Origin of the sequence: Curtobacterium sp. MMLR14_002 (genome assembly GCF_001864975.1) — a bacterium.
Lineage (GTDB): Bacteria > Actinomycetota > Actinomycetes > Actinomycetales > Microbacteriaceae > Curtobacterium > Curtobacterium flaccumfaciens.
This window is the reverse complement of sequence record NZ_MJGT01000001.1, coordinates 124,148-141,866: the sequence shown is the minus strand read 5'-3', so window position 1 is coordinate 141,866 and position 17,719 is coordinate 124,148. Positions and strand designations below refer to the sequence as shown.

Genomic DNA, 17,719 nt, shown 5'->3' with positions numbered 1-17,719 from the left:
TCGGCTTCGGCACGGGCTGCGTCACCGTGCGCCTGGGTGCCGTCGTGCGCTTGGGTGCCGTCTTGCGTCGGCGACGATCCGCCTGCGCCGGACTGGTCGTCACCCGACTCCGCCCACAGCGTGGCGGGCTGCTGGTCTTCGTACTCCGCTGCGCTCACTGAACCCGATTCTACCGCCACCGTCAGTCCTGCCGAGCGTGCGGGACGCCGCCGTCAGCGGTCCGGCGGACCAGGGATGCCGGTCGCAGCACGCCGGCGCCGAAGCGTGCGGCGACCGCGTCGACCGTGGTCTCGGTCTCGCGCCACGGCGCGTCGTCGTCCCACAGGGCGTTGCTCGCGGCCGCGGGCACGAGGTTCTCGCCGCGCACCCCGATCAGCCGGATCTGGTTGCCCGGTCGGTGCAGCACGTCGTACAGCTCGACGGCTTCGCGGTGCAGGCGCTTCGCGACGTCGGTGGGCTCCGCCAGCGTGCGCGACCGGGTCAGGGTGGTGAAGTCGGTGTACCGGACCTTGAGCGCCACGGTCCGGGCCTGCACGTCGGCCTGGCGCAGGCGGACGGCCACCTTGTCGGCCAGGCGCAGGAGTTCGCGGGCGACGTCGTCGCGCTCCGTCAGGTCGCGGCCGAACGTGACCTCGTGCCCGATCGACTTCTCACCGACGCCGGTGTCGACCACGCGGGGGTCGCGGCCCCAGGAGAGGTCGTGCAGCCGCTGCCCACCGGCCGGGCCGAGTGCCGACACCAGTGACCCGAGCGGGGTGTTCGCCAAGTCGCCGACCGTGCGGATGCCCCGGCGTTCGAGCGTCTCCTGCGTCTTGCCGCCGACGCCCCAGAGCGCGGACACGGGCTGCGGGTGCAGGAACGCCACGGTGTCGGCGGCGGGCACCACGAGCAGGCCGTCCGGCTTCGACCGGCTGGAGGCGAGCTTCGCGACGAACTTCGTCGATGCCGCCCCGACGGAGCAGTGCAGACCGGTCTCGGCGAGGACCGTGCGGCGGATGGCCTGGCCGATCTGCCACGGGGTGCCGTACAGGCGGAGGGCGCCGGCGACGTCGAGGAACGCCTCGTCGATGCCGAGGCGCTCGACCCGCGGGGTGAACCGGTCGAAGATCGCCATCACCGCGGCGGACTTCGCACGGTACTTCTCGAAGTGGGGCTCGACGATGACGGCGTTCGGGCAGCGTCGCTTGGCGACGGCCATCGGCATCGCGGAGTTGACGCCGTAGCGACGGGCTTCGTAGGTTGCGGCGGTGACGACGGAGCGGTCGGAGTCGTGTCCGACGATGACCGGCAGCCCCACCAGGTCGGGGCGGTCGAGCAGTTCGACGGAGGCGAAGAAGGCGTCCATGTCGACGTGCAGCACGGTCGCCGAGACGTCGTCCACCGGTGCGTCGGAGACGAGGCGGTTCCGTCCGTCCTGCTTGCTCACACCGAGATGATGCCAGGCACCGCCGACATCGCCGTGCCCGGGCGTGCTCGCGGCCGCTCGGTGCGAGGTTCGTCCCGTCGTGCGGGGTTGCTCGCCCGCCGTCGCACCGTGCGCCCTTCGCGACTCGGTGCCGGGTTGGTTGCACGGTGCGGCGCCACAGGGCAGCACCGAGCGACCAAGCTCGCACCGGCCGACGGACTCCGCACCGTGCGCGGCCACGCCAACCTCGCAACAGGCACCAGGCACCAGGCAGCCAGGAGCACAGCGCTCAGCCGAGCGGGCCGAGCACCGACGCCGCGATCGTCCGCGCCGCGGAGTCCCGCGACGACGGGTGGTACTGCCCCGCCCGGACGTCACGCGCCAGCCGCGCCAGCTCGCTCGACGACCGGAAAGCCGAGCCGCCGACGACGCGCATGGCCTCGTCCACGACGTGCTGCGCGGTGTCCACGGCCCGGGCCTTCGTGCCGACGAGCAGCGGGAACCAGCGGGCTCCGAGGTCGTCGAGCTCGTCGACCGACCGCGCCAGCGAGTCGACCTGCAGCGTGATCGCGTCGACCGAACCGCGCAGGTCGGCGATCGCCCGGCGCACGTCGGGGTCCTGCGACCGCCGGGTGCCGTCGGCCGCGGTCCGCCCCGCCACGGCGGCCGCCGCGAGCGTGATCGCCCGCTCCGCGATCCCGGCGTACACCGACGCGATGAGGAGCTCGAACGACGCGAAGATCCCGAACACGAGCGGGTCCTGGTTCGGTCCGACCGGCAGCGACCGGACGATGCGGTCGGCGGGGACGTGCACGCCGAGCAGCTTCGTCGTGCGGCTCTGCGTCGCGCGCATCCCGAGCGTGTCCCAGTCGTCCAGGTGCTCGACGTCGCCGTCCGACCGCAGGACGAACCCGTGCACGAGCCGTGGCTCCGGCCCCGAGGTGTCCTTGCCGAAGACGCTCATGACGTCCCACGCCGGTGCGAGGGACGTGAAGACCTTCGTCCCGGTGAACCGGTAGCCGCCGTCGCCATCCGGCTCCGCGGTCGTCGACGAGTCGAACAGCACGGCGTCGTTGCCGGGTTCGCTCACCCCGAATGCGAGCAGGTGGTCGTCCGCAGCGTGGTCGGTGACGGCCTGGAGGAACGACTCGCCTCGCGCACGGACGGCGCGGGCCGCCTGCACCCACACCTGGTGCATGCCGAGGCCGAGTGCCGTCGCCGGTGCGGCCTGGGCGAGGGCGCGCTGCACCCGCGCGGTGGCGCGGAGGCCGAGGCCTGCCCCGCCCTGCTCGACGGGGACGCCGATCCGTAGGTAGCCGGCGGCGCGGAGCTCGTCGAGGTCCTCGGTGCAGAACGCGTTCGCGGCGTCGTAGCCCGGGGCGCGCTCGGCGATGCGGTCGAGCAGCTCGTCCGGCACCGACCAGCCGACGGCGTCCGTGTTGGCCTTCGTCATGCCACGAGACTAGGGTCCGGGACGTGTCAGATCGTCATCCTTGGACCAGGTACGTCGCGATCGGTGACTCGTTCACCGAGGGCATCGGGGACCCCGACCCCACCGTCCCGGGCGGCAACCGCGGCTGGGCGGACCGCGTCGCCGAGGTGCTCGCACACCAGACCGACGACTTCGCCTACGCGAACCTCGCGATCCGCGGGCGGTTGCTGCAGCAGATCATCGACGAGCAGGCCGAGGCCGCCGTCGCCCTGCACCCGGACCTCATCACGGTGTCCGCCGGCGGCAACGACATCATACGCCCCGGCTCGGACCCGGACGAGCTCGCCGAGCGCGTGGACCGGCTCGTCGCCGACCTGCGCCGCGACGGCGCCACCGTCGTCCTGTTCACCGGCCCGGACGTCGGGATGACCCCGGTGCTCGGCATGGTCCGTGGCAAGACGGCGATCTACAACGAGAACCTGCACGCCATCGCCCTGAAGCACGGTGCCCTGGTGGCGAACATGTGGGCACTCCGGGTGCTCCGGGACCCGCGGATGTGGGCCCCGGACCGCCTGCACCACTCCCCGATGGGTCACTCGACGATCGCCGCGGCGGTGCTCGACACCCTCGGCGTGCCGCACGGGCTCGAACCGTTCAACCCGGACCCGCTCGAGGCACGCCCGTGGCGCGAGGCCCGCGCCGAGGACCTCGGGTGGGCCCGGGAGTACCTGGTGCCGTGGGTGGTCCGGCGCATCAAGCACACCTCGTCCGGCGACGGGGTGTCGGCGAAGCGGCCCGAGCTGCAGATCGTCACCGAGCACCCCTCCGACACCCCGTAGCCAGACGCCCGTCCGAGTCCGCACGCCTCCCCGACCGCGCCCCACCACGGTCATCGCGCCCCGACTCCCCAGGGCGCGATGACGACACCGGGGCGCGAACCGGATCGTGCGCGCCGCGAACCGCGTCGTGCGCGCGGTGTGGTCGGCGCAGGTCAGTCCGCCGGGCGACGGAGCGTCATCGGACCGTCGTGCAGCGGCTCGGTCTTCCACTTCGCACCGAGCGTGCCCGCGTCGAGGTCGACGCGCAGGTGCAGCAGGTGCGGGGTCTCCAGGAAGCGGACCGCGACGAGCACGCTGCCCTCCGGCTCGGTGGCCGCACTCGCCGCGAGGGCGCCCTCGACGGCCCACCGTCCTTCGCCGAGCGGCACGGACTCCGACCGGCCGTCGTCGGTGATCGTCAGGCGGATCCCGTCCGCACCTCGGGCGAACGTGACGGCATCGAGGATCCCGCGGGGACGCAACCGGAGCTCGACGTCGGCGAGGTGCTCCGGAAGGCGACCACCCTGGACCGGAGGCAGTCCCAGGGAGGCGAGCCGGGCCTCCAGGGCGGATGCCGATGCCGCGTCGGACGCGCGGTCGACGGCGGGCAGCAGGTGTTCCCAGACCGCGTCGAGGACGGCCTGCATGTCGAGGCTCTGACCGGTCATCGCGAGGACGACGTCGTGCTCCGGCAGGACGATGCAGAACTGGCCGTAGGCGCCGTCGCCGCGGAAGCCGTGGCGGGCCATCCAGAACTGGAAGCCGTAACCCTGGGACCAGTCGGGGTTGGCCTCGTCCGGGTTGGCGACCTGCGTGCTGGTCGCCTGCTCGACCCAGTCGGCGTCGAGGATCCGCTCGCCGTTCCAGACGCCGCCCTGCAGGTACAGCTGGCCGAGCTTGGCGACCGCGTCGGTCGGCGCGTAGCACCCGCTGTAGCCGAGCTCCGCGCCGGTGTCGTCGCGGCGCCAGGCGAGGTCGTCGATGCCGAGCGGATCGAGCAGGTGCGGGCGGAGCCACGCGACGAGGGACCCGCCGGTCACCCGCCGGACGATCTCGGCGAGGGTGTACGTGCACGGCTGGTTGTAGGCGAAGACCGTGCCGGGCTCCTCGTCCGGCGGGAGCAGCAGGAACCCGCGCACCGTGTTCGTCGGGTCGAGGGCCTTGGCGCGGTCGATCGTCTCCTCGCGGTGGCCGCTCGCCATCGCGAGCAGGTGCCGGACGCGGATGCGGCGGCTGCGTTCGTCGGTGACGTCGGCGTCGAGCTCCGGGAAGTACGACAGCACGGTCGCGTCGAGGTCGATCAGGCCCGCCCGGACGGCGATGCCGACCCCGGCGGCGGTGAAGCTCTTGCTCAGCGAGTAGAGCAGGTGCACGCGGTCCGCGGCGTAGGGCTGCCACCAGCCCTCGGCCGCGACCTGGCCGTGCCGCAGCAGCATGATGCTGTGCGGCTCCACGCCGGGCGTGGACTCGAGGGCGTCGAGCAGGGCGGTCACACCACCGGGATCGATGCCGAGGGCGGCAGGGGTGGTCCGGGGGAACGTCGTCATCGTCGTCACCCGACCGACTCTACGGTCGGCGGCCGACGGGCGTCACGCCCCCTGGAACGGGTTCGTCCAGCGCCACCAGACGCCGGGGTCGTCGATCGTGCGTTCGAGCACGAGCGGCACCGTGACCGGGTCGTGGTCGGAGATGCGGAACCGCACCTGCCCGACCCGCTCGCCCTTCGTGCCGAAGGTCACCTGCTCGAGCTTCGCCTTCGCGGTGACGGTGGTCTTGCCCCACACGAGCACCTCGGCAGCCTTCGTCGTGACCGCGTCGGCCTCGTCCTGCCACGGGGTCGAGAAGGTGCCGAAGGTCTGCCCCTGGTGCGTGAGCGTCACCACCTGGAAGTTGTCCGCCACGGACCGCAGCAACCGCTGCACGTCGACGTCGAGGGAGTCGTGGTCGACACCGCCGAGCATCACGCCGACGACGGTGACGTCCCTGCCGCCGCGCTCGTACGTCGCCGCGAACAGCAGACAGGCGCCGGCTTCGTCGAGGGTGCCGGTCTTGATCCCCTCGATGCCGTCGAGCCCGAGGAGCTTGTTCGAGTTCTCGATCTCGCCGACCGTCGGGATCGTGACGTCCTGGGTACCGACGATGTCCTTCACGACCGGGTTCGCCAGCGCGAGCTGCCCGAGCTCGACCAGGTCCGTGGCGGTCGAGGTGTTGTCCGGGTCGAGGCCGGTCGGCTCGTGGATCGTGGTGTCGTCCAGGCCGTGTTCGTCGAGCCAGTCGTTCGCCGCGTGCTCGTAGGCGGCGATCGAGCCGAAGGCCCAGATGGCGAGTGCGCCGGCGTAGTTGTTCGCCGACTTCATGAGCATCACCTGGAACGTCTGGTGCTCGGTGAGCTTCAGGCCGGCGGGCATCGGGGCGACCTCGCCGTTCTGCGCCGCGTACTTGGCGTACAGGCTCTCCATCTGCTTCGTGAAGCGGATGGACGGGCCGGACTCCCCCGCGGCCATCGGCTTCTCGTCGAGCACCACGAGCGCCGTGACGACCTTCGTGATGCTCGCGATCGACCGGGGCTTCGTGTCACCGCTGGTGCGCAGGCTCTCCGGGAAGTCCGTGGCTTCGACCGCGGTCGCGCCGTACCCCGGGAAGCTCAGGGCCGGGACGGTCGTCTTCGGTGCCGAGTACGTGGTGGTGCTGGCGCTCGCTGGGCCGAACGGTACGACGGCCGCGGCCACGAGGTACCCGGCCACCAGGAGCAGGACGGCGACCACCGAGATCGTGATCGGCCTCCGGACGGCGGAGCGGGGGCGGCGGACGACTCGTGACACGGGACCCGAGCGTACCGGTCCGCTCCTAGGCCGAGGCTGCGACGGGCTGGTCGGGCTGGCGTTCCGGAGCAGGAGGCGGGGCCGCTGCGCCGCCGGCGTCGGTCGCGGCGACCGGGTCGGCCGAAGCGGCCGGGTCGGACGAGCCGGCCGAACCGGCCGAGCCCGTCGTCTCGGCCCGGGCGAAGGTCAGGCGGCGGGACAGGTAGGCGAACACCGGCCCGAGCGCGTTCATCAGCACGACCGACACCCAGGCAGCCCAGGCGTTCCCCGGGTCGAACCCGAAGCCGCCGAAGCAGGTCGCGAAGAACGAGGCGAACCCGAGGAACATGCCGGGGACGAGCCCGAACAGCTTCGTGCGACCGGTGTACATCAGGGCGCAGTTCACGACGAGGATGAGCAGCGCCAGGACGGTGTTCTGCGCCGCCTGCCCCTCGCCGAACAGCGTGCCGAACCGCTGGTCGAGCAGGACGATGACCAGGCCGAACGCCGACCCGATCGGCATCGCGGCCCACAGGCGCGTGGCGTTCCGCAGCGTCGGCTTGCTGCCGAGCAGGAACATCCCCGCCCAGCTGATGAAGATCGCCCAGGTCGGCAGGTGCAGGGCGTTGCCCCCGATGAACGCCGTGGCACCGGCCAGGACGGAGGCGACGATCTCGTGCGGGATCCGTTCACGCATGGCTGAGTTCCTTCGATCGGTTCGTGGTGCGGCTGGTGGTGAGGCGGGTGGTCCGGGTGGTCTCGGCGACGACCCGGCCGCGCTTGAGGACGAGGGCGCGGTCCGGCCGGTCGAGCAGGACGCCGTCCGGGTCGGTGGTGGAGAGCACCACGAGGTCGGCGGCGGCACCGGGCCGGATGCCGTGGGTGTCCGCGACGCCGACGACCTCGGCCGCCCCCGTGGTGGCCATGGCGAGCACCCGTCCCAGGTCGTCCGGGCCGGACAGGTGCCCGGTCTGCGCCAGGAGCAGCCCGACGTCGAGCAGGTCGGCGTTGCCGAACGGGGTGAAGGCGTTCCGGACGTTGTTCGACGCGTAGGCGCTCGTGACCCCGGCGTCCCAGAGTTCGCGGACCGGCACGACCCCGCGCCGCACGTCGTGGTCGTCGGACCGTCCCCCCAGGTGCAGGTCGGTCGCGGGGAGCGGCACGACGGCGACCCCGGCAGCTGCGAGACGGACGAACAACGCCCGGCGCTCGCCGCGGGGCAGGCTCGCGACCGAGGTCACGTGCCCGAGCGCCACCCGCCCCTGCAGCCCACGGGCGGTCACGCGGTCGGCGATGTGCCCGGCGAGGGCGTACCGCGGGTCGGAGGTGTCGTCGGCAAAGTCGGCGTGCAGGTCGGCCGGCACCCCGAACTCCTCGGCGAGGTCGAGGACGGTCTCGACGTGCTCGTGGCACGCGGCCAGGGTGTGCTCGTTGTACGTGCAGCCCCCGATGACGTCCGCCCCCGCGGCGAGCGCCTGACGGAGCAGCGCGAGGGTGCCCGGTGCCTTGGCGATGCCCTCCTGGGGGAACGCGACGATCTGCAGGTCGAGGGCGTCCCGGTACTCGTCGCGCAGGTCGAGCAGCACCTCGACGCCGGTGAGCCCGACGATCGGGTCGACGTCGGGGTGTGCGCGGACGAGCGTCGTGCCGTTCGTGATGGCCTGGTCGAGCAGGGTGCGGGCGCGGTCGCGGACGGTGGCGTGGGTGAAGCCGCGCTTGAGCTCCCCCGTGACGGCGATGGCGCCGGCGAGGGTGCCGTCGGGGTTCGGGCGTTCCCGGTCGAGCAGGGCCTTGTCGACGTGCAGGTGTGCCTCGATGAGCCCGGGGATGAGCACACGTCCGGCGCAGTCGACCACGCGAGCGGAACCAGCGGGAGCGGCGGCACCGGGCAGCGCGTCGGCCACGCTGACGATCACGCCGTCGGCGATGGTGACGTCGACGGATCGGCCGTCGGTCAGCCGTGCGTTGGTGAGGACCAGGTCCACGTCGAACCCCTCTTCCGGTCGGTGCGGGTGGGACGTGCTCCACCATTCGCCCGCCGTGTTTCGGGTTCCGACGCCGCGTGTGACGGCCGTGTAAAAGATGGTCGTACCAATGAACCAAGCAGACCAACCGGCCCTACGGTCGAGGGCATGCACCGTGGACGGACCCTGAGCGCGGCGACCGCCGCCCACCTCGGCACGCTCGTGCTCGACGACCTGCAGCCCGGCGACAAGCTGCCGCCGGAACGCACCCTCGCCGAGGACCTCGCCGTGTCCCGCACGACCATCCGCGAGGCGCTGCAGGAACTCGAGCGTCGTCGCCTGGTCTCCCGGACCCCTGGTCGTGGCACCGTCGTGCTGCCGCGGCCGGAGGAAGCGTCCGCCCTGCTCGACCACCACCGCGACGACCTGGACCACCGGGCCGAGCACGTCGCCGAGTTCCGGACCGTGGTGGAGCCGCAGGTCGCCGGACTCGCGGCGGCGCGGGCGGGCGAGGCCGACCTGCTCACCCTGGAGCGCATCCTCGCCGCCACCCACGCGGGCCTGAGCCCGGAGGAGTCGCTCGCCCAGGACGTCGCCTTCCACGTGCAGGTCGCCCGCACCTCGGGGAACCCCCTGCTCGTGTCCCTGTGCGAGCTCAGCAGCGGCTGGGTGCAGGACGTCCGTGCCCGCTCGCACAGCACCAGCGAGGGGCGCCGGTCGTCGTTCGAGTGGCACGAGCGGATCCTCGAGCGGATCCGGGAGCACGACGTCGCGGGCGCGACGCGGGCGATGGCCGACCACCTCGCCGACGTGGCCCACCTGGTCGAACGGAGGACGGACCGATGACCACCACACACCGCACCACTGCACACCAGACCACCGCCCCCGCGGTGGCGCCCCTGCAGCCCGGCACCGGACCCGTCCGCGGCGACCACTCCCTGCCCGTCGACCCGGAGACCGTCCTGTGGGGCCGGCTGCCGAGCGAGGCTGACACCCCGGCCCTGACGATCGGCCCCGGGGAGTCGGTCACGATCGACACCGTGAGCCACGAGGGGATCCTCCCCGACCAGGGCAGCGACCCCGTCGCCTGGTTCGGCGACCACGGCGTCGCTCCGGAGCACGTCCTCGCCGACGCCGTCGCGATCGCCCGCTCCGGTCACCGCGACCCCGCGTCGGACGGACCGCACGTGGTGTCCGGGCCGATCGCGGTGCGCGGTGCCCGTCCCGGTGACGTGCTGACGATGACGGTCCTCGAGACCCTGCCCCGCGTGCACTACGGCGTCGTGTCGAACCGGCACGGCCGCGGCGCCCTGCACGATGAGTTCCCGGTCGACGGCACGACGGTGAGCGTCTTCGCCGACGTCGTGGACACCGACCAGGGCCGGCGGGGCCGTATCCCGCTCACCGCCGCCGGAGACCGCTTCGCACACTTCCCCCTCGCCCCGTTCCTCGGGATCATGGGCGTCGCCACCCCCGGGGAGCGGCTGCACTCCGTCCCGCCCGGTCGCCACGGCGGCAACATCGACGTCAACCTGCTGCAGGCCGGGTCGCAGCTGCACCTGCCGGTGCTCGTCCCCGGCGCGCTCGCCCACGTCGGTGACCCGCACTTCGCCCAGGGCGACGGCGAGGTGGCACTCACCGCGATGGAGGCCTCGCTCCGCGCGACGATCCGCTTCGACCTGACCCCGGCCGCCGAGGCCGCCGCGCGCTTCGGGGACCTGGTCTGGCCCGTCGCCGAGACGCAGGAGTTCCTCGTGCCCACCGGCATGGACCCCGACCTCGACGAGGCCGTCCGGCAGTGCGTCCGGCACGCCGTCGCGATCCTCGGCTCGCGCTGGGGCATGGAACGCCACCTGGCGTACGCGTACCTGTCGGCCGCGACCGACTTCAACATCTCGCAGGTGGTGGACCTGGTCACCGGGGTCCACGCCCGCATCCGCAAGGCCGACTTCGAGGAGCCCGCCCGATGACCGCGCCGCACACGTCGACGGCACCCGACGGACTGCTCGAGGCGCTCGACGCCTACGAGGCCGCCTTGCTGGCGAACGACCTCGACGCCCTCGACGCCGCGTTCGTCGACTCCCCCGGCACGATGCGCGGCGACGACCGCGGCCTGCTCGTCGGGCACGACGCGATCAGCGCGTTCCGCGGGGCACGGGGCGGGGTCGCGACCCGGTCGCTGACGCACGTCGAGGTCCGCCCCCTGACCGAGGACCGCGCCCTCGTCGTGTCGGTGTCCCGGTTCGCCGCGGGTGGGCAGGGCCTCCAGACCCAGCTCTGGCGCCGCGACGGCGACAGCAGCGAACGCGAGACCAACGACGGCGACACCGGTGCCCGCCCCCGCTGGCGCATCGAGGCGGCCCACGTCACCGGCCGCCCGAAGGCCGTCGACACCACCGTCTGGCGGGCCGTCGGCGACCCGCTCGTCGCCCCCACCGCCTCCGGACCGCTCGACGGCCTGAGCGTCGCCGTGAAGGACCTCTACGCCGTCCCCGGCCAGCCGGTCGGCGCGGGCAACCCGACCCACCTGCGCGAGGCACCCGTCGAGACCGCGCCCGCCGCAGCGGTCGCCGCGCTCCTCGCCGCCGGCGCTTCGATCCGCGGGATCGCACGCACCGACGAGTTCGCCTACAACCTGACGGGCCGGAACACACACCACGGCACGCCGCCGAACAGCGCGGCTCCCACCCGACTGCCTGGAGGCTCGTCCAGCGGATCCGCATCGGCCGTCGGCCTCGGGACGGCCGAGATCGGGATCGGCACGGACACCGCGGGATCGGTGCGGGTCCCCGCCTCGTACCAGGGACTCTGGGGCCTCCGGACGACCCACGGCACGGTGTCCCGCGAGGGGCTGCTCCCGCTCGCGCCGTCGTTCGACACCGTCGGGTGGCTCACGCGGAGCCACGGTGTGCTGCTCGCCGCCCTCGACGCCACCGTGCCGCCGCCCGCGTCGGCAGGGGCTTCCGATGCGACCGTGCTCGTCGTCCCCGAGGAACTCGTCGCACTCGTCGAACCGGCCGTCGCCCGGTCCTTCACCGCCTTCGTCGAGACACTCGACGAACCCGTCGCGACCGTCCGGCTGCGCGACCTCGGCATCCCGGACCCCGCAGCACTGCAGGAGCAGATGCGGCTCGTCCAGGCCGCCGAGGCACTCGCCGCCCACGGCCCCTGGATCGACGCGCACCCCGGCGCACTGAGCCCCGTCGTCGGTGACCGGTTCCGGGCGGCACGCGCGAACGACCCCGACGCGACCGCCGACGCCGTCGGACGCCTCGACGAGGTCCGTACGAGGATCCGCCGTGCCCTCGCCGGTCGGACCCTGCTGTTCCCGACCGTGCCCGGACCCGCACCCCTGCTCGACGCGGACACCGATGCGCTCGAGCGCACCCGGACCGCCACCACGGCGATGACCGCGCTCGCGAGCGTCGGCGGCCTGCCCGCGGTGAGTGCACCGGCGCTGACCGTGGACGGCGCGCCCGTCGGCGTCTGCCTGGTGGGCGGGCCGGCCACCGACCGTGCCCTGGTGATCCGTGCCGGGCGCATGCTGCCGGACCAGGCCGCCCCGGGCCTCCCGACCGTCTCGGTGGTGCGCTAGGAGGCGAGCCGCCGGGCGTGGGTGACCGCCCACAGACCGACGGCGCTCGCCGCGGCCACGTTGAGCGAGTCGACGCCGTGCGCCATCGGGATCCGGACCGTCGTGTCGGCCGAGGCGATCGCGGCCGGCGTCAGCCCCTGCCCCTCGGTGCCCATCACGAGCGCGACCTTGTCGGGCAGGTCCGCCACGAAGGCGTCGAGGTCGACCGACTCGTCGGTCAGCGCCATCGCGGCCAGGTGGAAGCCCTGCGCGCGGAGTTCCTCACCAGCCGCGGGCCAATCGCCGATGCGGGTCCACGGCACCTGCAGGACCGTGCCCATGCTCACCCGGACGCTCCGGCGGTACAGCGGGTCGGCACACCGCGGGCTGACGAGCACCGCGTCGGCGCCGAGGCCGGCGACGCTGCGGAACACCGCGCCGACGTTCGTGTGGTCGACGATGTCCTCGAGCACGACGACGACCTTCGCGTCCCGCACCACGTCGGCGACACTCGGCAGCTCGGGACGCTGCATCGCGGCGATCGCACCGCGGTGCATCCGGAAGCCGGTGAGCTCCTCGAGCAGGGCGTCCGCGCCGACGAAGACCGGCCCGTCGTGCTCCGCGACCAGGGGCAGGACGCTGTCGAGCCACTTCTCCTGCACCAGGATGCTCCGCGGCACGTGCCCGGCGCGGACCGCACGCTCGATGACCGTGTTCGACTCGGCGATGTACAGGCCGCCCTCGGGCTCCGAGACCCGGCGGAGTGCCACGTCGGTCAGACGGGCGAAGTCGTCGAGGCGGGGATCGTCGAGGGAGTCGATGCGGACGGGGTGCACGGGGCTCGTTTCGGTGTGGTGGGGAGGCGGCGCGTGGGTTCGGCGGGCCGGGGCCGACGGGCCTGGGCCGGCGCGGGTCCGACGGGCCTGGGCCGGCGCGGGTCCGGGCTGCCGACGGGCTGCTCCGGGCTGCCGCCGGGCGGGTCCGCCGAGGATGCGCTCCGCCTGGGAAGCGACCGGGACGGTCGGGTGTTGAGGGTACCGTGAACAGGGTGCTGGATGATGCTGCGTCGACGACCGGACCGACCACCGGGGCGGCCGCCGGGTCGGTGACCGCCGACGACCTGGACCGCGTCGTCGAGGTGCTCGGCGGCAAGCGGATCGCCGTGCTCTCCGGTGCCGGTCTGAGCACCGACTCCGGCATCCCCGACTACCGCGGTGCCGGGCGGGTGGTGCGCAAGCCCATGACGTTCCAGGAGTTCCTGGCCGACCCCGCGAAGCGCCAGCGCTACTGGGCCGGATCCCACCTGGGCTGGCGGAGCTTCGCGGCCGCCGTGCCGAACGACGGACACCGGGCGCTCGCCGCACTCGAGGACGCCGGGATCGTCGCCGGGGTCATCACGCAGAACGTCGACGGCCTGCACCTGCGCGCCGGCTCCCGCCGCGTCGTCGAGATCCACGGCTCGATGGACCGCGCCGTGTGCCTGCGCTGCGGGCAGGTGTTCTCCCGCTCCGACCTCGCCGCCACCATCGACCGCGAGAACCCCTGGATCGACGAGCCCGGGTCCGTGCAGCTGCAGCCGGACGGTGACGTCGAGATCACCGACGTCGAACGGTTCGTCGTGCCCGCGTGCACCGTGTGCGGCGGCGACCTGAAGCCGGACGTCGTCTTCTTCGGCGAGTTCGTGCCGGCCGAGAAGTTCCGCGAGGCCGTGTCGATCGTCGCCGACGCCGACGCACTCCTCGTCGTCGGTTCGTCCCTCACCGTGAACTCGGGCGTGCGGCTGGTCGACCACGCTGCGCGCCGCAAGAACCCCGTGGTCATCGTGAACCGCGGCGAGACCCGCAGTGACCGTCGGGCGGCCGTCAAGCTCGACGCCGGCACCACCGAGACGCTCGTGCACCTGGCGGAGCGGCTCAGCGCGGCGGCGTCGACCGACTAGCGGGTCGCGGCGGGCTGGACCCGCGCGGGCGCTGCCTGCACCCGCGCGGGCGCTGCCGCCGGACGGGCTTGCCGGGCGCGTCTGCGAAGATCGACGGGTGACGACCCTCCTGTACCTCGTCCGGCACGGCGAGACCGACTGGAACGCGCAACGCCGCATCCAGGGCTCGACCGACATCCCGCTCAACGACACCGGACGACGGCAGGCCGCCGAGGCCGCCGAGCTCCTGACCCGCCGGCCGTTCGACGCGGTCGTCGCCTCCCCGCTGTCCCGTGCGGCCGAGACGGGCGCGATCATCGCCGACCGCCTGGGCCTCGACGCACCGACGACGTACCCGGGCCTGGCCGAGCGCTCCTACGGCGAGGCCGAGGGCCTGACCGACGACGAGGTGTCGGCACGGTACCCGCACGACGACATCCCCGGTCGGGAGTCCCGCTCCGCGCTGCTCGCCCGCGTCACCGAGACCCTCGGTGAGATCGCGGTCCGGTTCGATGCCGGCGTCGTCGTGGTCGCGACCCACGGCGCGGTGATCCGCAGTGTCGTGAACGCCGCCGCCCCCGGCACGGCCGACCGCCGCAACACCCCGATCCGCAACGGGTCCATCCACTCGTTCCGGTGGGACCCCGAGCGCTTCCACGCCGAACTCGTCCGGTTCGACGACCCGATCGACGACGTGTCCGACACCACCGGAGGGTCCGCGTTCGAGTACCAGAACCCCTTGGAGCGCCGGGGCTGACCGGGGACTAGGCTCCGACGCACCCGCACACCGGGGTGAGGGGAGCCACATGTCCGACGACGGAACCAGCCGACACGGCCAGCATGCCCTCGACCAGCAGGCCGACGACCTCGACCAAGTGTTCGGTCCCGAGACGGCGAGCGTCCCCACCCGCACCCGGGCCCGCACGTGGTTCATCATCGGCGGCAGCACCCTCGCGGTGGTCGCGGTCATCGCCGTGGTGCTCGGGTCGATCATCGGGAGCGTCCAGAACGGCATCGGCGGGGTCTTCCCACGGCCGGACGTGGCGCTCGACCGGTTCGACACGCGCGTGCGTGCGCTGCCCGGCGTCACCGACGTGCGGCACCATGCCCCGTCGAAGACGGCGTTCGCGAGCTACGACGCCATCGCCTCGGTCCGGGCGGACCCGGCGCTCGACCCCGCTGCCCGGCGTGACCTGGTCGCCGCCATCAGCCGCGCAGCCGACGAGTCCGGTGGCAACGGTGTCCGCGTCGTCGTGGTCGCCGACCTCGGCAACCTGGAGATCGGCGTCACCGGTGCCGGTGGGGTCGCGGCGAAGCGCCTGGCACTGGCGAACACGCTCGACCACATCGGCGGTGTGACGGAGGTCCGTTGCTCGTGGGAGCGCGGCGGCGACCCGTCCGACGCCGCACGCGACCAGTCGATCGTCGTGCGGACCCCGGGTCGGGGCGCCGCGGTGCCGCCGATCGTGTCGCGGGTCACCGAGGAGACGCAGAAGGTGTTCCCCGGGGCGGACGTGCAGGTCATCGCGCCGGAGTGACGGTGTGGTGGTCGCGCGGGGTGGCGCGGCGGTGGCGCGTCCGACGTGGGACGACACGGTCGACGTCGTACGACATCGACATCGTCGTTCCGCATCTCCGCGAACCGCAAGCGCCGGCGCCCGCGCCCGCACCAGCCCTCAGCCCCGCCGGTCCCCCACGGCCCGCTCGACGGCCCGGACGACCTGCTCCGCCGAGTCCTGCCACCGGAACCGACCGGCACGCTCGATCGACTGCCGCGAGGCCTCGTCCCACCGTTCCTCGACCCGCCGGACGGCCGCGGCAAGGGCGGACGGCGACGCCGGGTCGAAGTACTCCGCAGCCGAGCCGCCGATCTCCCGGAAGATCGGGATGTCGCTGACGACGACCGGGGTCCCGACGCCCATTGCCTCGACGAGCGGGATGCCGAACCCCTCGTCGTACGACGCGGTCGCCAGCGCGGTGGCCGAACGGAGCACGGACAGGTACTCCTCGTCCGTGGCGCCGTCGTGGAACACGATCGTCCCCGTGGGAGCCAGCGCCTCGAGCCGTGCACGGTCGGCGTCGGACACCCGCGACATGCAGTGCAGCGTCCAGTCCGCCCCCAGGAGCGGCAGCGCCGCCGCCAGGGTCTCGACGTTCTTGTACGGCATGAACGAGCCCATGTAGACGAGCGAGCGTCCACGTGGCGCTCCGGCCACCCGCGGTGTCGCCGGGTCGGCCGCGTTGTAGGCGACCGTCACGGGTCGCTTCGTCAGCCGGTGCTCGGCGATCAGCCCGGCGGTCGTCTCCGACACCGTCACCACCCCGTCGGCGCCGTTCAGCAGGAACCGCTGCGGCGCCCAGGACAGGTGGAACGCCCGCCAGCCGAGCCGCAGCGGCCACGAGAACTCCCGCGGGGGCGTGCGGTTGCGGTAGTAGATCAGGTCGTGCAGCGTCAGGACGAGCGCGTACCGGCGCCCCCGCGACCCCATCGTCTGCATGGGCGAGAACACCGCGTCGAGCCCGAGCCGGTTGACGCGCCGGGCGACGAGCGGCTCCCCCGCGTCCGTCGGCGCGGGCAGCAGCTCCCACGGCAGGTCCCTCGGCAGCGACTCGAGCTGGCGGTCGTCGCTGACGAGCAGCACGTAGTCATGGCGGTCCGGCAGGTGCGCGACGACCCCCGCGGTGAACCGGCTGATGCCGTCGTGCCGACCGATCCGCACGTACCGGCAGTCGATGCCGATGCGCAGGCGCGTCACGACGCGTCCGCCGTCCGGGAGGCCCGCCCCGCCCCCGACGGTCGGCTGTCCGTCGCCGCCGCGCCGCGTCCAGTGCGTCCCTGGCGTCCGGCACGCCCGGTCGTGTCCGCCATCCGGCGGAGCACCGCCGCCGCGGCCGGAGCCGGCGTCTCGTAGTGCACCAGGTGGCCGACTCCCGGGATCACGACGAGCTCGGCGTCCCGCAGACGCTCGGCGAGCGCGCGCTGTTCGGGGACGGCGGTGATGTCGTCGTGCTCGGCCGCGACGAGCAGCACGGGCACCGTGATCCGGTCGGCGTACTCGGAGACGTCGTGGGTGACCGAGGTGCGGAACGCCTCGAGCACGCTCGTGCGGTTCGCGAAGGCCGAGAAGTAGCGGTCGTGCTGGTCGTGCACCCATCGGCGGACGGCGGGGTCGTGCGACTTCAGCATCGCGATGCTCATCGCCCGGACGATCGCGCCGTTCCGCAGGATCCCGAGCCCGATCGGCTTCGGCAGCACCGCACCGGCGCGGTAGTACCCGATCGCGATCGCGGTCCCCACGGCACGCGGTCCCTGCAGTGCCGGGGCCGCGATGGGGTTGACGAGGACGAGCAACCGGGTGTCGAGCCCGGCGGCGACGGTGGCCGACACCACGATCGACCCGAACGAGTGCCCGAGCACCACGGTGTCGCGGCCGAGCCCGAGCGCGGCGTGGAACCCCGTCAGCCAGGCCACGTACGCGTCGATGTCCGACACCGGCAGCGGGTCGGACACGCCGAAACCGGGCAGGTCGGGCACGATCACACGGACACCTTCGAGGTGCGCGGCGATGGTCTCGAGCCCGTGGTGGTCCCCGCGGAACCCGTGCACGGCGAGCACGGTGCGATCCGCATCCTCGGGCCCGTAGACCCAGTAGTGCGTGGTCCGGCCGTCGACCTGGACGGCCCGGTGCACGACCGGGGTGGCGGCCATCAACGACTGGTACGGGGAGAGCACGGGCGGTTGCATCCGCGCCAGTCTAGGGAGCGAACCGCACGAAACCCCGGACACCCGCAGCATCTCGCGCCTAT

General features: G+C 73.2%; 16 protein-coding genes. 7 read left to right on the top strand and 9 right to left on the bottom strand.

The annotated features are described in order from the left end of the window. Positions 1-181: 181 nt before the first annotated feature. Entirely contained in the window at positions 182-1,426 is a 1,245-nt protein-coding gene (gene dinB, locus BIU91_RS00630) for a DNA polymerase IV (RefSeq protein WP_071403776.1), read from the bottom strand. Between the two features lie 268 nt (positions 1,427-1,694). Then, positions 1,695-2,858 carry an acyl-CoA dehydrogenase family protein gene (locus BIU91_RS00625; protein WP_071403775.1) on the bottom strand — a complete coding sequence of 388 codons (1,164 nt, stop codon included), beginning with the start codon at positions 2,856-2,858 and terminating at the stop codon, positions 1,695-1,697. A 23-nt stretch (positions 2,859-2,881) separates the two neighbouring features. Here BIU91_RS00625 and BIU91_RS00620 point away from each other — a divergent pair, with 23 nt between their 5' ends. Beyond that, positions 2,882-3,676 carry an SGNH/GDSL hydrolase family protein gene (locus BIU91_RS00620; protein WP_071244716.1) on the top strand — a complete coding sequence of 265 codons (795 nt, stop codon included), beginning with the start codon at positions 2,882-2,884 and terminating at the stop codon, positions 3,674-3,676. 152 nt (positions 3,677-3,828) lie between these two features. Here the strand turns inward: BIU91_RS00620 and BIU91_RS00615 are convergent, their stop codons facing one another. The 4 genes from BIU91_RS00615 to BIU91_RS00600 are packed head-to-tail and all read right to left on the bottom strand — an operon-like array spanning position 3,829 to position 8,441. Then, on the bottom strand, positions 3,829-5,202 hold the full coding sequence (locus BIU91_RS00615; protein WP_071403989.1) for a serine hydrolase domain-containing protein: 1,374 nt from the start codon (positions 5,200-5,202) through the stop codon (positions 3,829-3,831). Positions 5,203-5,244: 42 nt separating this feature from the next. Continuing rightward, on the bottom strand, positions 5,245-6,477 hold the full coding sequence (locus BIU91_RS00610; protein ID WP_171907744.1) for a D-alanyl-D-alanine carboxypeptidase: 1,233 nt from the start codon (positions 6,475-6,477) through the stop codon (positions 5,245-5,247). Between the two features lie 25 nt (positions 6,478-6,502). After that, a complete protein-coding gene (locus BIU91_RS00605) occupies positions 6,503-7,153 on the bottom strand; it encodes a DUF1097 domain-containing protein (protein WP_071403774.1) in 651 nt (216 codons plus the stop codon). After that, positions 7,146-8,441: an amidohydrolase family protein gene (locus BIU91_RS00600; RefSeq protein ID WP_071403773.1), complete on the bottom strand. Its 1,296-nt coding sequence runs from the start codon at positions 8,439-8,441 to the stop codon at positions 7,146-7,148. The genes BIU91_RS00605 and BIU91_RS00600 overlap by 8 nt, the downstream gene beginning before the upstream one ends. Before the next feature lie 147 nt (positions 8,442-8,588). Between BIU91_RS00600 and BIU91_RS00595 the strand changes: the two genes are divergently transcribed. From BIU91_RS00595 to BIU91_RS00585, 3 genes are read left to right on the top strand one after another with little or no spacing between them, the layout of a single operon-like run. Beyond that, positions 8,589-9,266 carry an FCD domain-containing protein gene (locus tag BIU91_RS00595; protein WP_071403772.1) on the top strand — a complete coding sequence of 226 codons (678 nt, stop codon included), beginning with the start codon at positions 8,589-8,591 and terminating at the stop codon, positions 9,264-9,266. Further along, positions 9,263-10,390 (top strand): acetamidase/formamidase family protein, encoded by a 1,128-nt coding sequence (locus BIU91_RS00590; protein ID WP_071403771.1) that lies wholly within the window; start codon positions 9,263-9,265, stop codon positions 10,388-10,390. Before BIU91_RS00595 ends, BIU91_RS00590 begins: the two co-directional genes overlap by 4 nt. Further along, on the top strand, positions 10,387-12,015 hold the full coding sequence (locus BIU91_RS00585) for an AtzH-like domain-containing protein (protein WP_071403770.1): 1,629 nt from the start codon (positions 10,387-10,389) through the stop codon (positions 12,013-12,015). The genes BIU91_RS00590 and BIU91_RS00585 overlap by 4 nt, the downstream gene beginning before the upstream one ends. Here the strand turns inward: BIU91_RS00585 and BIU91_RS00580 are convergent. Continuing rightward, positions 12,012-12,830, bottom strand: a complete 819-nt coding sequence (locus tag BIU91_RS00580) for an RNA methyltransferase (RefSeq protein ID WP_071403769.1) — start codon at positions 12,828-12,830, stop codon at positions 12,012-12,014. The two genes, BIU91_RS00585 and BIU91_RS00580, sit on opposite strands and share 4 nt — an antisense overlap. A gap of 269 nt (positions 12,831-13,099) precedes the next feature. On the opposite strand from BIU91_RS00580, the gene BIU91_RS00575 reads away from it, so the two are divergent. The 3 genes from BIU91_RS00575 (at position 13,100) to BIU91_RS00565 (ending at position 15,450) form a co-directional block, all read left to right on the top strand. Beyond that, on the top strand, positions 13,100-13,933 hold the full coding sequence (locus BIU91_RS00575) for a Sir2 family NAD-dependent protein deacetylase (protein WP_071403987.1): 834 nt from the start codon (positions 13,100-13,102) through the stop codon (positions 13,931-13,933). 97 nt (positions 13,934-14,030) lie between these two features. Continuing rightward, positions 14,031-14,669 carry a histidine phosphatase family protein gene (locus BIU91_RS00570; protein WP_071403768.1) on the top strand — a complete coding sequence of 213 codons (639 nt, stop codon included), beginning with the start codon at positions 14,031-14,033 and terminating at the stop codon, positions 14,667-14,669. A gap of 49 nt (positions 14,670-14,718) precedes the next feature. Continuing rightward, the gene (locus tag BIU91_RS00565) at positions 14,719-15,450 is read left to right on the top strand and encodes a hypothetical protein (RefSeq protein ID WP_071403767.1); all 732 of its coding nucleotides are present in this window, start codon (positions 14,719-14,721) and stop codon (positions 15,448-15,450) included. 138 nt (positions 15,451-15,588) lie between these two features. Here BIU91_RS00565 and BIU91_RS00560 read toward each other — a convergent pair whose 3' ends face one another. Together BIU91_RS00560 and BIU91_RS00555 are read right to left on the bottom strand one after the other, a co-directional pair. Continuing rightward, entirely contained in the window at positions 15,589-16,659 is a 1,071-nt protein-coding gene (locus BIU91_RS00560; RefSeq protein ID WP_071403986.1) for a glycosyltransferase family 1 protein, read from the bottom strand. A 5-nt stretch (positions 16,660-16,664) separates the two neighbouring features. Next, positions 16,665-17,657 carry an alpha/beta hydrolase gene (locus BIU91_RS00555; RefSeq protein WP_253183649.1) on the bottom strand — a complete coding sequence of 331 codons (993 nt, stop codon included), beginning with the start codon at positions 17,655-17,657 and terminating at the stop codon, positions 16,665-16,667. Between the last annotated feature and the right edge of the window lie 62 nt (positions 17,658-17,719).

Bases quoted from the DNA above. Each gene is read 5' to 3' on its own strand.
- BIU91_RS00625 (WP_071403775.1), bottom strand. From the start codon at position 2,858: ATGACGAAGGCCAACACGGACGCCGTCGGCTGGTCGGTGCCGGACGAG.
- BIU91_RS00615 (WP_071403989.1), bottom strand. From the start codon at position 5,202: ATGACGACGTTCCCCCGGACCACCCCTGCCGCCCTCGGCATCGATCCC.
- BIU91_RS00605 (WP_071403774.1), bottom strand. From the start codon at position 7,153: ATGCGTGAACGGATCCCGCACGAGATCGTCGCCTCCGTCCTGGCCGGT.
- BIU91_RS00595 (WP_071403772.1), top strand. From the start codon at position 8,589: ATGCACCGTGGACGGACCCTGAGCGCGGCGACCGCCGCCCACCTCGGC.
- BIU91_RS00590 (WP_071403771.1), top strand. From the start codon at position 9,263: ATGACCACCACACACCGCACCACTGCACACCAGACCACCGCCCCCGCG.
- BIU91_RS00585 (WP_071403770.1), top strand. From the start codon at position 10,387: ATGACCGCGCCGCACACGTCGACGGCACCCGACGGACTGCTCGAGGCG.
- BIU91_RS00565 (WP_071403767.1), top strand. From the start codon at position 14,719: ATGTCCGACGACGGAACCAGCCGACACGGCCAGCATGCCCTCGACCAG.
- BIU91_RS00555 (WP_253183649.1), bottom strand. From the start codon at position 17,657: ATGCAACCGCCCGTGCTCTCCCCGTACCAGTCGTTGATGGCCGCCACC.